Annotated in this window: 8 protein-coding genes; 6 read left to right on the top strand and 2 right to left on the bottom strand. The window is 72.2% G+C overall.

From position 1 onward, the window contains the following. Positions 1–69: 69 nt before the first annotated feature. A complete protein-coding gene (locus tag GA0074692_RS11440; RefSeq protein ID WP_176738407.1) occupies positions 70–1,728 on the top strand; it encodes a condensation domain-containing protein in 1,659 nt (552 codons plus the stop codon). Then, positions 1,725–3,839, top strand: a complete 2,115-nt coding sequence (locus tag GA0074692_RS11435) for a penicillin acylase family protein (RefSeq protein WP_176738406.1) — start codon at positions 1,725–1,727, stop codon at positions 3,837–3,839. Before GA0074692_RS11440 ends, GA0074692_RS11435 begins: the two co-directional genes overlap by 4 nt. A 116-nt stretch (positions 3,840–3,955) precedes the next feature. Here the strand turns inward: GA0074692_RS11435 and GA0074692_RS11430 are convergent, their stop codons facing one another. Both GA0074692_RS11430 and GA0074692_RS11425 read right to left on the bottom strand, forming a co-directional pair. After that, positions 3,956–4,984 (bottom strand): alpha/beta fold hydrolase, encoded by a 1,029-nt coding sequence (locus tag GA0074692_RS11430; RefSeq protein WP_091643072.1) that lies wholly within the window; start codon positions 4,982–4,984, stop codon positions 3,956–3,958. Then, positions 4,981–5,847: an AfsR/SARP family transcriptional regulator gene (locus GA0074692_RS11425; protein ID WP_091643069.1), complete on the bottom strand. Its 867-nt coding sequence runs from the start codon at positions 5,845–5,847 to the stop codon at positions 4,981–4,983. The genes GA0074692_RS11430 and GA0074692_RS11425 overlap by 4 nt, the downstream gene beginning before the upstream one ends. 1,124 nt (positions 5,848–6,971) lie before the next feature. On the opposite strand from GA0074692_RS11425, the gene GA0074692_RS11415 reads away from it, so the two are divergent. From GA0074692_RS11415 to GA0074692_RS11400, 4 genes are read left to right on the top strand one after another with little or no spacing between them, the layout of a single operon-like run. Then, a complete protein-coding gene (locus GA0074692_RS11415; RefSeq protein ID WP_091643062.1) occupies positions 6,972–10,151 on the top strand; it encodes a type I polyketide synthase in 3,180 nt (1,059 codons plus the stop codon). After that, positions 10,148–11,293: a MupA/Atu3671 family FMN-dependent luciferase-like monooxygenase gene (locus GA0074692_RS11410; RefSeq protein ID WP_091643059.1), complete on the top strand. Its 1,146-nt coding sequence runs from the start codon at positions 10,148–10,150 to the stop codon at positions 11,291–11,293. The genes GA0074692_RS11415 and GA0074692_RS11410 overlap by 4 nt, the downstream gene beginning before the upstream one ends. Next, the gene (locus tag GA0074692_RS11405; RefSeq protein WP_091643057.1) at positions 11,290–12,213 is read left to right on the top strand and encodes an aminotransferase class IV; all 924 of its coding nucleotides are present in this window, start codon (positions 11,290–11,292) and stop codon (positions 12,211–12,213) included. Before GA0074692_RS11410 ends, GA0074692_RS11405 begins: the two co-directional genes overlap by 4 nt. Before the next feature lie 11 nt (positions 12,214–12,224). Beyond that, positions 12,225–12,959, top strand: coding sequence for a beta/alpha barrel domain-containing protein (locus GA0074692_RS11400; protein WP_176738405.1), 735 nt, complete (start codon positions 12,225–12,227; stop codon positions 12,957–12,959). Positions 12,960–12,986 lie beyond the last annotated feature (27 nt).

Here is a 12,986-nt window from a genome sequence, read left to right as displayed (position 1 = left end):
CGCACGCCCCCGTGCTGTGCTGCGTCGGTGATGGAAACGCAGCGATCCAACGCGGAAACGGCCTCCGCCGTGGACCCCGCTCACCGTCGATCCGGTGCCGCTGACCCGTCGCCCCCGGCGGCCGGTGTCGACGATGGTCCGGGCTCGACGGCCGACGAGCTCGCGGCGTCCCTCGCCGGGGTCTGGCGTACGGTGCTCGAGCTGGACGAGATCGACGACGACGCGAACTTCTTCGAGCTCGGCGGCCACTCGATGCTCGCCGCCCTGCTCATCTCCCACTGCGAGCGGACCATCGGCACGGTGATCCCGCTGCAACTGGTCTTCGACAACCCGGTCTTCGGTGACTTCGTCGCCGCCGTCGCGCGGTACGACGACCAGCAGGGCCCGGCCCTGCCCCGGCTGGTGGCCCAGGGCCTGCGCCGGGCGCCGCTGTCCCTGCAACAGGAGCAGTACCTGCAACTGGAACAGGCACTGGCCCTGCCGTCGGTCAACAACATGGTGGCCGTGGTGGAGGTCGGGGCGGACCTGACGCTCGACGCCCTCCAGGCGGGAGTGGACGCCCTGGTCCGCCGGCATCCGGCTCTGCGCACCGCGGTACGTCCCGACGGCGACACGGCCGTCCAGATCGTCCTGCCGGCAGACGGACTGCCCCCGGTCCCGTGTACGGAGATCGACCTCGGTGCGCTGTCGCCCGAGCGGCGGGCGGCGACGCTGCGTAGTCGGGTGATGCGGCAGTTCCTGGTGCCGTTCGACCTGGCCGAGGGCGTCCTGCTCCGGTGCCAGGTCTTCCGCAACGGCGCGGATCCGGACGTCCTCGTGCTGCACCTGCACCACTCGGCCTGCGACGGGAACTGCATCGGCTTCGTCCTCGACGACCTGGCGGCGTCCTGTGTGGGCCGCCCGATCGCCGACGCGGCGGCCGACGACCCGGAGCACCTGGACTACTGCCGGTGGCAACGGGACAACCTTCGGGAGCTGCTCGACGACTCCCGCGCGCACTGGCGCACGGTGGTGCGGGCGCTGGCCGAGGACCTGGTGGAGCCGGTGGAACGCCGCGCCACCGCCTCGTACGTCCGGCTCACCACCCACCTGCCGGTCACCGAGACCCAGCAACTGCGGACCTGGACGGCGGCGGCCGGACTGACCGAGTTCAGCACGGTGGCCGCCGCCGCGGCCCTGGCCGTCGGCCGGGTCGGTGACCGGTCACGGGCCGGCATCGGGATGATGCTCGACAACCGCAACCACGCGGGTCTGGAGCGTACGGTCGGCTCGTTCGCGCTGAGCAGCCTGATGGCGGTCGACCTGACCGGGGTCGAGGTGGCGCGGGACCTGGTCGCCCGGGTGCAGGACGAACACCTGGCGGCCCGCCGCCGCACCCAGCTTCCCCTGGAGACGCTGCTGGCCGAGCCGGCCGACGAACTCGGCGTGACGCCCAACGACCTCATCGACCTGGTGGTGGACTTCGAGCGGATCTACCGGATGAACCGGCCCGGCCGGCTTCCGCTCAGCGTCGGCGTCGACCTCAGCGAGCTGCTGCGGATGCCGCTGCTCGGACCACGGCGGACGCTCACCGCCGTGGTGCAGGACGACGAGCGGCTGGCGCTGACCATCGAGTGCGTCGACGAGCCGGCGGAGCGCGCCGAAGCCCAGGCGCTGCTCGACGCGACCGTCCAGGCGCTGGCCGACTTCGCGAAGGGCCCGGACGTGCCGATCGGGACGGGCCGGTGACCGCCGGGGACGGCACCGTCCAGGTGCGCGGACGCGACGGCTCGCACGCCGTCGTCCACCACCCGGGTGCGGTGATCAGCGCCGAGGACTGGACCGGCGCAGCCCTGGGCCTGGGCTTCCAGATGGCGACCGACCGTCCGGGCCAGTTGGACTTCCTGCGACGCAGCGCGCGTGGCCGGCTGGCCCAGCTCGTCGGCCGGGACGCGCTCGACGCCGACGTCCGCCAGCGTCGGCTCGGGCTAGAGGCGGTCGCGCGGCGCTGCCTGACGCTGCTCCCGCCGGACCAGGTCCGCCTGCTGGACGCCTTCACCGACGGGGTGAACACGGCGCTGCGCCAGCGGGGCTCCGCCATGACCTGGGCCCCGGTGGACTGCGTCCACGTGGCCCAGGTGCTGTTCCAGGCGATGGGCTCCAACGGGTCCGAGCTGCACATGACCGAGGTGATGCGCCGGTCGCTGCCGTCGGCCGTCGTCGACTTCCTGCTCGACGCCGCCGACGGGTACGCCACCGCTCCCGACGGATCCCCGGAGGTCGACGTCGGGGTGCCCCTTCCGCTGGCGGAACTGCGGGTGCTGTTCCGGCAGCCGGCCGACCAGTCGGGTGGACCCGTCGTGGCCGACCCGCGACCCGCCGGGAGCAACGCCTGGGCCGTCGCCGCCCCGGACGGCGCGGTCCTCGCCAACGACATGCACCTGCAACTCGGGGATCCGGCGCTGATGTACGTGGTGCGCCTGCGCGTCGGGGAGACCGAGGTCAGCGGGGTCACCGTGCCCGGCCTGCCCGTCGTGCTCGCCGGCACCAACGGCCGGGTCGCCTGGGGACTCACCCGACTGCCCGGCGACACCGCGGACCTGCGGTCGCTGGGTCCCCAGGACCTGGCCGACGTCGAGGTCCGGCGGGAGACGATCGAGATCCGGGGCGAGTCGCCGGTCACCGTGGAGGTCACGCAGAGCCGGTGGGGGCCGGTGACCTCGACCCTGGCCGGCGAGCCGGTCGCCTTCACCGCCACGCTGCTCGATCCCCGGGCGTTGGACTTCGGGCTGCTGCGCCTCTGCGACGCCGCCGACGTGGAGACCGCCCTGGACATCGTCAACGACTGCGGCCTGCCACCGGTCAACGCGATCGTGGCCGACGCCGCCGGGCGGGTCGGCTGGACGGTGGGCGGGCGCTTCCCGCATCGAGCCGAGGCCGGCCGACCGCGTGGGTTCTCGGACGCCCAGGAGCCCGTGCCCTACCGGTTCGTCCCGCCGCACGAGCTGCCCCGCCTCGTCGGGCCCCCCACCGGCATGGTGGTGAACTGCAACAACGGCAACCACGCCGTACGCCGCGCCGGGCTCGCCTGGAACCTGCCGCCCGGCATCCGGGCGCGTCGGGTGGCCGTCGGCGTCGACGGCGGTGGCCGGGACGCCGCCGCCGCCCGGGACCTGCAACTGGACGTCGACGCGTCCTGCTACGAGTTCTACCGGGACCTGGCCCTGCGGTACCTGCCGCCGGAGCCCCGGACGGCGGCCCTGCGGGAGATCCGTGAGGACGTCATGGCGTGGGGCGGAACCGCGCACGCGCGGGAGCCGGGCCTGGCGCTGCTGACGGTGTTCCGGGAACTGCTGCGGGAGGCGCTCGTCGCCGCGGCGACCGGCCCGGCCCGCGCCCTCGACGACCGCTTCACCTACTGTTTCGCGGGCGCCGAGGGACCGCTGCGGCGGCTGGTCGCGGCGGTGCCCGACGGCCTGGTGCCGGCGCCGTGGCGCGACGACCGGCACTTCGTGGTGGGGCAACTGCTGATGGCGCGCATGATGCTGCTCCGCGACGTCGGTACGGACCGGCTGCCCCAGTGGGGGCAGCGCAACCGTCTCCACCTCGTCCCGCTCGCGGGGTATCCGCCGGAGGCCGTCGACCTCGAGTTGTCGGGGTGCGCTGAGACAGTTCGCGTCGCCCAGCCCGACTACGGTGCGGTGATGCGTCTGGTCGTCGACCTTGGGCGCCCCGGCGACAGCTCGGTCTGCATTCCCGGTAGCCCACGGGAGGGCGTACCGATGGCCGAGGCGGTGAGATCCTGGGCGGTCGGGTACGGCCAACCCCTGACCGTGGTCCCGGCCGGCTACTCCGGATGAGGTCGGGTCGCCGGACCCGCAGGGGGCCAGCGGCCGCGACGGGCGGCGTCCCGCCTCGCCGGCGGGCTCGGCACCGGCGAGGCGGGATCCTCGCCGACCGGATCGGCGCGTGGCGATCAGGCGAGGACGGTGTCGAGGATCCGGGCGATCTCCGCCAGGTGTTCGGGACGGCCGATGTCGCGGTGGGTGCAGGGCAGCGGGTGCACCCGGGTCCGGCCGCTGACGTACGGCGACCAGCGGGAGGCGTCCACGGCCGACTCGTCGCTGGCGGCGAAGAACTCGAGATCGCCGTCGAACAGGTCGGGACGGTAGCCGTCCATGGCGCGGTGGTTGTTGGCGAAGACCTCCAGGACGGCGTTCACGTGTGCCGGCTCGAGGTACGCCATCGCGCTGCTCTCCTGGCGCAGCAGGGCGACGACCCGGTCCGGACGCAGCGGCATGCTCGCCAGGTCGCGTCGGTCGTACCCGAACTCCTGTAGCAGGCCGAGCATCAGCTCCCGGGCGGTCGGCGGACCGGTCGGCCCGGCCGTCGCGACCGGCTCGGCGTCCATCACCGCCAGCAGGCCCACCTCCTCCCCGGCCTGCTGCATCCGGCAGGCCAGGGCGTGGGCGACCGTGCCGCCGAACGACCATCCGAGCAGGTGGTACGGCCCCCGGGGCTGGACGTCGCGGATCAGCCGTAGGTAGTCGTCGGTCATCTCCGGGACCCCGCCCCTGGCCGGCTGCTCACCTGGTCTGAGCCCGCGTGCCTGGAGGCCCACCACCGGACGGTCCGCGTCCAGGCTGCCCAACAGCGAGGTGTAACACCAGCTCATCCCGCCGCCGGGGTGGACACAGAACAGCGGCGGTCGGCTGCCGTGCGGACGCAGCACCAGTACCGGGTCCAGGGCGTCGGTGCCTTGGTTGTCGATCTTCAGTTGCTCGGCCACCGCCAGCACGGTCGGGTGGCGGAACACCGTCTCGGGGCCGATCCTGACCCCGAAGGTGGTCCGGACCCGACCGACGATCCTGATGACGGTGAGGGAGTTCGCGCCGGCCTCGAAGAAGTTGTCGTCGACCCCGATCCGAGCGGTGCCGATCTCCTCGGCGACCAGCCGACACAGGGCTTCCAGTTGCGGTGACCGGGGCCCGGTCGAGTCGCTCATCGCCGTTCCAACGAGGGCCCGGACATCGCGGCCAGCGGACCGAGGCGGCGGCTCTGCTGGGTCACGGTGACCAGCCCGCCGCTGACGGCCTCCCGGTACACCGTCCGGGTCGCCTCGTTCGGGCCGATCCCGACCACCTCGCGGAGCCGCGACGAACACAGCTTGTACCAGCGGTGGGCCTGGCCGAGCTGGCCGAGCTGCCCGTGTAGCTGGATCAAGGTCCGGTACGTCTCCTCGTGCAACGAGTCGATCTCCAGGATCTTGTGGCAGTAGTTGAGCACCTGGAGGGTGTCGTCCGCCTCGGTCGCGGCCACCACGAGCCGGTTCAGCGCGGACAACGCCAGGCTCCTCAGCCACTCGCGCTGTGGTTCGGCCCAGGGCATGGTGACTCCGGGTAGGAAGTCCCCCTGGTACAGCGCGACGGCCGCCCGCAGTTTCGCCAGCGAGTCCTCCTGCGCCCCGTTGGCCTGCTCGTCCTGCGCCTGCAGGATGAGGGCGCCGAATTCCTGGAAGTCGACCCATACGTCGGTCGTCTCGATGGAGTAGCCGCATTCCTGGGTCAGTATGCTTATTCCGGATCCGTTTTTTCCGGCCGTTGCGGCGGCACCCGAGTCGGCCAGTATGCTGCGCAGGGTGTGTACCGCGACCTTGAGTGATCCTCGAGGTGGGTCGAGCGCCGGCCAAAGGGCTTCGAAAAGGACGTCCCTGGGCACCACGCGACCTGGCCGTAGCAGTAGGTACTGAAGGAGGTTGCGCGCCTTTCCCGCGCGCCAGCGGGTGACTCGGCGTCCCTTTATGAACACTTCGAACTTGCCGAAGGTGCGAACTTCCACCAGGTGCGTCGATTGGTTGCCAGTGTCCATGATCGGCCCCCCATTCGATCAGTCGTGGTGGGCTCGCGAACGCTGGGAACCCGCCGCTTGGCATCGGCGGGTCTAGTTCCCTCGCGAGTCCTTTGCGCAGGTAGCAGTGGGGTTGATCGTGCGTTCCGGTGTCCGCGTGCCAGTGCGGTCGCCGACTTCCAGGCACACCGACCCGTTGCTCCGGTGAATTCTGCGGCCACCCGGAAACGGTTGGCGTACCGGATCTTGTGGTCAATCGGCGGGCGGTGGCCGGTTGGTGTCGCCGAGGTTCTGCCGCAGTTCGTCGGCTTATGGGGGACTCGCGGGTGAATTGCGCGTCCCAGCGGCTGCTCCGGTCCAAGTAAAAAACGACACGGGGGCTGGCCGTCGGTAATTCGAGCCAGGTGGTGATGGATGCCAATAGCCTTGGTGGGAGCAACCAAAAAGAGTCATGTTACACCTGCTTCTGGACTCCAACGTATCTATCCCGATCAACGGATATACGGATGACAGTGGCTCAGGCGGCCATCGATGTCAAGCGCCGGTTGGTTGACCTCGGGTGGCGCGCGGCCCGGAGGGTCGTCCCTCCCGGGTGTCGCGAGGGAGGGCGCGAGGTGGGTGTATGCGCACGCGTTCGCGGCGCGAGGTGGCCGGCATCTCCCGACCTCCCCCGGGCTGGAAAGTGATTTACGCCACACTGTCTCGTGCGCGGCGGGCGCTCCTGCTATGCGCGCGAGGAGCTGACTCGCGGCGCCGGCACGGACCCGGCGCCGGCGGCCACAGCCGCCGACCCGGGCCCGTTCTCGCAGCTCACGCCGGCAGTCGCCGCGACGCGTAACTGTCGCGCAACCCTCTGCTCCTAGCGTCCCAGCGCGGTGTCGCCGCGTACGAAGGTCAGCCAAGGTCGGAGCGATGGAGCGGGTGAAGACCACGGGACAGGACAGCAGGGACGCGGTGCGGCCGGAGCCCACCGTGGTCGACCACCGTGACCAACCGGTGCGGCCGTGCACTGCCGACACTCCCGACCCGCACACCGTCATCGCCCTCCTCGGCTGCCCGTATGGGAACCCGGCGGGACGTACCGGTGCGAACCGGCGGGAACGACCCCGCCGCCATCATGGAACGTCGCGGTAACGAGGAGCGCAATGACGACCCAGCCGTTGGAAGAACATCCTGGCGCGATCGCCGTCGTCGGCATGGCGGCGCGATTCCCCGGTGCCAGGAACACCACCGAATTCTGGCGCAATCTCTGCGAGGGCGTGGAGAGCATCCAGCGCCACAGCCGCGAGGAGGCGCTCCGCCACGGCATGACGCCGGAGCAGGTGGACAGCCCGGAATACGTGAACGCCTCGGGCGCGCTGGAGGACGTCGAGTGCTTCGACGGAGCCTTCTTCGGCTATTCGGCCCGCGAGTCGGCGATGATGGACCCGCAACACCGGATCTTCCTCGAGTGCGCCTACCACGCCATGGAGGACGCCGGTTACGACGGCCGCCGGTGCGACGTACCCGTTGGTGTCTACGGCGGCTGCACGATGGACACGTACCTGGTGCACAACGTGCTCGGCTCCGGCGGTGACGCGCTGCGGGCGGTCGGCGACATGGCGGCCATGCTCGGGCACGACAAGGACTTCCTCACCACCAGGGTCTCCTACAAGCTCGACCTGCGCGGCCCCAGCATCGGCGTGCAGACCTCCTGTAGTTCCTCGCTGGTCGCCGTCCACCTCGCCTGCCGGGCCCTGCTCGACGAGGAGTGCGACCTGGCGCTGGCCGGTGGCTCCTCGGTCCGGCTGCCCCACGGCGCCGGCTACCTGTCCACCCCGAGCGACACGTCCGCACCGGACGGCCACTGCCGGGCGTTCGACGCCGACGCGGCGGGGCCGGTCGTCGGCAACGGCGTCGGCGTCGTCGTGCTGAAGCGGCTGGCCGACGCGATCCGGGACGGCGACCAGGTGCACGCCGTCATCCGGGGCTCCGCCGTCGGCAACGACGGGCAGGCCAAGTCCAGTTACACCGCGCCCAGCGTCAGCGGACAGGCCACGGTGATCGAGCGGGCCCTGGCGCGGGCCGCGGTCTCGGCCCGCGACATCGACGTCGTCGAGGCGCACGGAACAGCCACCCCGATCGGCGATCCCATCGAGGTCGCCGCCCTGTCCCGCGCGTTCCGGCAGGGCACCGACGAGACCGGCTACTGCCTGCTCGGCTCGGTCAAGCCCAACATCGGCCATCTGGACGCCGCCGCCGGGGCGGCGGGCCTGGTCAAGGCGATCCTCATGGTCAAGCATCGGCGGGTGCCGCCGGTGCTGCACTTCCGGCGCGCGAACCCCCGGCTGGAACTGGACTCCACGCCCTTCCGGATCCCGATGGACCTCACCGAGCTGTCGGCGGACCGACCGGTCCGCGCATCGGTCAACTCCGTCGGGATGGGCGGCACCAACGCCCACCTCGTCGTCGAGGAGGCCCCCGCCCGCCCGCGACCGGAGGCGTCGCGCCGGTCGCGACACCCGGTCCTGCTCTCCGCCCGTTCCGCCACGGCGCTCGACGAGCTGAGCCGGTCGATCGGCCAGCACCTGCGGGAGGACCACCGGGCCGACCCGGCGGACGTCGCCCACACCCTGGCCACCGGACGACCGGAGTGGGAGTTCCGGCGGGTCCTGTCGGCCTCCTCCCGGGCGGAGATCGCCGACGGACTGCTGACGAAGGGCAGCCGTCGGGTACGGGACGGCCACGCCGACCCGGCGATCCGCGCCGCCTTCCTGCTCGCCGGCCAGGGCGCCCAGCGACTCGGCATGGGACTGTCGCTGGCCGCCGCCGAGCCCCTGGTGAAAGCACACCTGGACACCGTGTTCGCACTCTTCGCCCGGCACGGCGTCGATCTCGCGTCGGCGTTGGACCCGGCCGCCGCGACGGCAGCGGACAAACGGGCCCGGCTCGCCGAGACCGACCTGACCCAGCCGGCGCTGTTCGCCGTCGAATGGGCGGTCGGACGGGCCCTGCTCGACTGCGGCGTCCGCCCGTACGCCCTCCTCGGGCACAGCATCGGCGAACTCGTCGGCGCCACGCTCGCCAACGTCTTCTCGCTGGAGTCCGCCGTCGAGATCGTGGCCGCCCGGGGCCGACTCCTTGCCGCGACGGCACCGGCGGCGATGGCCTTCGCCCCGCTGTCCGAGGCGGAGGCGCGCGCCGCGATCGAGGGCCGCGAGCTGGCCCTGGCGGCGGTCAACGGCGAGCGTCTGGTCACCGTCGCCGGCACCGAGGCCGAGGTGGACCGCTTTCTCCAGGAGGTGCCCGGCGGCCGGCTCGCCGTCACCCGGGCCTTCCACTCGCCCCTGGTGGCACCGGCGGCGGACGAGTTCGTCGAGGTGGTCTCCCGGCACAAGCTGTGCCCACCCGAGATCCCGGTGGTCAGCAACCTCACCGGTGACTACCTCACCGACGAGCAGGCCACCAGCCCCGAGTACTGGGGGCAGCAGATGTGCGCGACGGTCCGCTTCGCCGACGGCCTGGACCGGCTCAGCCGCGACGGCGTGACCTGCTGGTTCGAGCTGAGCCCGGACAACTCCCTCGACGCCATGCTGGGCTCCGGTGGCCAGATGGGCGGGGAGGATCGCGGCCGGGCGGCGCGGGACCTGCGGATCCCCATCCTGACCGGGCCGAACGGCGGCGACGCCGCCGATCTGCTGGACGCGCTCACCTCGTACTGGCTGGCCGGTGGAGAGGTGGCCTGGGCGCAGCTCTGGCACGGGGAGCGGCGGATGCGCGTGGGCCTGCCGCTGTACCCCTTCGAGCGAACCCGCCACTGGCTCGACCCCGGACGGCCGTCGCCAGCCCCGGCCACCTCCCCGCAGCCGATCCGACCGGTCACCGGCTCCCCGGACCCGGGCCGGACCGTCGCGGGGCCGACCACCTCCGACCGTACGCCCATGCAGGCCTACCTCACGGCACTGTGGCTGGAACTGTTGGGCGGGCAGGAGATCGGCCTCCAGGACGACTTCTTCCAGGCCGGCGGCCACTCACTGTTGGCGATGCAGATGGTCACGGCGTTGCAGCGCGACGGCGCCGAGGGACTGGCGATGACGACGGTCTTCGAGCTGCCGACCATCGCCCAGCTGGCCGCCCACCTCGAAGCCCAGGGCATGCGCCCACCGGAACCGGCCTCGGCTGTATTCCCGCCGGGACCCGCCGCAGCGGCGACCGCACCGCCTGTCCCGGCGGCCGTGCCCGGGGAACCGGACGATCCGGTCGCGCGACTGGTCGCCTCGCTGGCCGCGATGTCCGAGGACGAGGTGGAGGATCGGCTCGCCCGGATCCGGGAGGTCGGGGCATGACTGGCAACTCGCCCGACGCCCTTCGCCAGCTCTCCCCGAACCGACTCCGCCTGCTCGAACACCTGCTGCGCCAGCAGGAGCAGCCGAGCCGGGCGCCGCTCGCGGTCAGTCTCTTCTTCTTCTCCTCCGACCCGGACGACCGACCGGGGGAGAAGTACGAGTTGCTGCTGGAGTGCGCCGAGCGCGCCGACCGCGCCGGCCTGCACGCCATCTGGATGCCGGAACGCCACTTCGACGTCTTCGGGGCGCCCTACCCGAGCCCCGCCATCCTGCTGGCCGCCGTCGCCGCGCGGACCAGCCGCATCCAGTTGCGCGCGGGCAGCGTGGTGCTGCCCCTGCACGATCCCCTGCTGGTCGCCGAGGAATGGGGCGTCCTGGACGCCATCAGCCACCAGCGGATGGGGATGTCCCTCGCCTCCGGCTGGCACGCCGACGACTTCGTGCTCGCGCCGGACGCGTACGAGGACCGAAAGAACATCCTGCTGGAACAGCTCGCCACCGTGCGGGCCCTGTGGCGGGGCGAGGGGGTGGCCCGGGGCGGACCCGGCGGACGCGAGGTGGAGGTTCGCGCCTATCCGCGCCCCGAGCGGCTGCCCGACGTCTGGTTGACCAGTTCGGGCAACCCGGCGACCTGGGAGACGGCCGGACAGCACGACCTGCACGTGCTGACGGCGCTGCTGGAACAGACGGTCGACGAACTCGCCGGCAAGGTCGACCGCTACCGGCGGGCACTCACCACGGCCGGGCACAGCGTCGCCGACAAACAGATCACCTGCATGCTGCACACCCACCTGGCGGCCGACCCCGACGCGGTCCCCGACCGGATCCGGCAGCCGCTGATCCAGTACCTGTCGCAGCACCTGCGGCTCTTCGAGAAGTTCGCGGCGCACCACGACATCGGGGTCCGGCCGGACGCGGTCTCCGAACAGGACCGCGCCGTCCTGCTCGAACACGGGCTACGCCGCTACACGACCTCCGCCGGGCTGTTCGGCAGCGTCGAGACCTGCCGTCCGATGATCGACAAGCTGGTCGCGGCCGGCGTCACCGAGATCGGCTGCCTGGTGGACTTCGGCCTGCCGGCCGACCAGGTCCTCGAGTGCGTCACCGAGCTGGGCCGGTTGCAGGCCCTGGTCCGGGCATGATCACCGCCAGTCTCTCCACGCACACCCTCCACGAGGGTGACCGTGGCCGGGACGTCCCGTTCGGCGGCAACAGCATGCAGCACGGCACGGCGGTGTTCGAGGGGATCCGCTGCTACGCGGGCGTCGACGGGCCCCACGTGTTCCGGCTCGACGACCACCTGCGGCGACTGCTGCGCTCGGCGGAGCTGATCGGCATCCCCGAGCCGCCGAGCCTCGACGCGTTGCGTGGCCACGTCCTCGCCGCCGTCCCGCCCGACTCGCCGGACTGCTACCTGCGGCCGGTCCTCTACGCGCCCGATCCCGTCCTCGGCGTGAACCTGGGCGCCCTGCGCTTCCGGCTCGGCATCGAGGTCTGGCCGGCCGGACCGGTCACCGACCAGGCCGGTGTCGCGCTGACCGTCTCACCCTGGCGGCGCCCGCCACCGGAGTGCTTCCCGGCCGGCGCGAAAGCCACCGGCGCGTACGTCATGTCGGCGGTGGCGCGTACCGCCGCCGCGCGGGCCGGCTTCGACGACGCGGTGCAACTCGACCTGCGCACCGGCCGCGTCGTGGAGGCCACCGTGTCGAACATCTTCCTGGTCACCAACGGCCGGCTCGTCACCCCGTGGCTGCGGGACGGTCCGCTGGCCGGCATCACCCGCGCCACCGTCCTGACGCTCGCCGCCGACCTCGGCATCGAGGCGCGTGAACAGGCGGTGGACGTGCGAGAGCTGCACCAGGCCGACGAGATCTTCCTGACCGGCACCGCCATGGAGTTGGCCCCGGTGCGGTCGATCGAGAACCGGCCCCTCGACCCCGCCCGGCCGGTCTTCCGCCACCTGCTCGCCCGGTTCCGTGCCGCCGTCACCGGCACCGGTCCGGCGCCGGCCGGCTGGCGGACGCCCGCCCACTCGGAGCAGACCGCTGCTGAGTCCCCATGATTGGAGCAACCGTGTTCGAGCTGTTTCACTGCTTCGGCGCCAAGCCGGAGCACCAGGTGTCGGCCGACGTCGCGGCCCGGATGCTCGGCGCGAGCAAATGCCGCTACCTGGCCGTCAACACCCACACCATCGCCTCCGTCGAGACCGGTGACGAGCTGCCGGTGGGATACGCGGACGCGACCCTCGGCTCGGTGACCGCCCTGCTCGGCCCGGACCGGGCGATCACCCCGGTGCTGAACATCAACCACCCGGTCACCGCCGGGGAAGCGGTCCAGCGCGCCCGGCGGGCGGTGGAGCTGACCGGCGTCCGCATCATCAAGCTGGAGGTGCTGGACGCCGACACGCTCACCACGTCCCACAACGACGCCGTACTGGCGGCGGCGCGGCAGCTCGTCGACGACGGCCTGGAGGTGTGGCCGCTGATCTCCGCCGACGTCGCGGCCTACCGCGCGGCGCTGGAACTCGGCGTGCCGATGGTGCGGGTGATGGGTTCGCCGATCGGCGCCCGCCGGGGGATCGACGACCGGGTACGCGCCGCGATCGATGTGATCCTGGCGGGCGACGAGGTCCCGGTCATGCTGGACGGCGGCATCGGCTCGGTGGCCGACCTGACCGAGGCCATCGAGCTGGGCTTCGAGTCCGCCCTGGTGAACTCGTGCCTGTTCACCGACGGCGCCGACCCGGTCGAGGTGCTGGCGCGGATGCGCGCCGCAGTCGACGCCGCGGCACTGGTGCCGCGCGGCTGACCGGCCGTCGGGGCACCAGCGGACGCC

Origin of the sequence: Micromonospora pallida, from assembly GCF_900090325.1 — a bacterium.
Taxonomy (GTDB): Bacteria; Actinomycetota; Actinomycetes; order Mycobacteriales; family Micromonosporaceae; genus Micromonospora; species Micromonospora pallida.
This window is presented reverse-complemented; position numbering and strand designations above follow the sequence as displayed.

What these genes read in the sequence shown, in the direction of transcription:
- GA0074692_RS11430 (WP_091643072.1), bottom strand. Translation starts at nt 4,984, where the DNA reads ATGAGCGACTCGACCGGGCCCCGGTCACCGCAACTGGAAGCCCTGTGT.
- GA0074692_RS11425 (WP_091643069.1), bottom strand. Translation starts at nt 5,847, where the DNA reads ATGGACACTGGCAACCAATCGACGCACCTGGTGGAAGTTCGCACCTTC.
- GA0074692_RS11415 (WP_091643062.1), top strand. Translation starts at nt 6,972, where the DNA reads ATGACGACCCAGCCGTTGGAAGAACATCCTGGCGCGATCGCCGTCGTC.
- GA0074692_RS11410 (WP_091643059.1), top strand. Translation starts at nt 10,148, where the DNA reads ATGACTGGCAACTCGCCCGACGCCCTTCGCCAGCTCTCCCCGAACCGA.
- GA0074692_RS11405 (WP_091643057.1), top strand. Translation starts at nt 11,290, where the DNA reads ATGATCACCGCCAGTCTCTCCACGCACACCCTCCACGAGGGTGACCGT.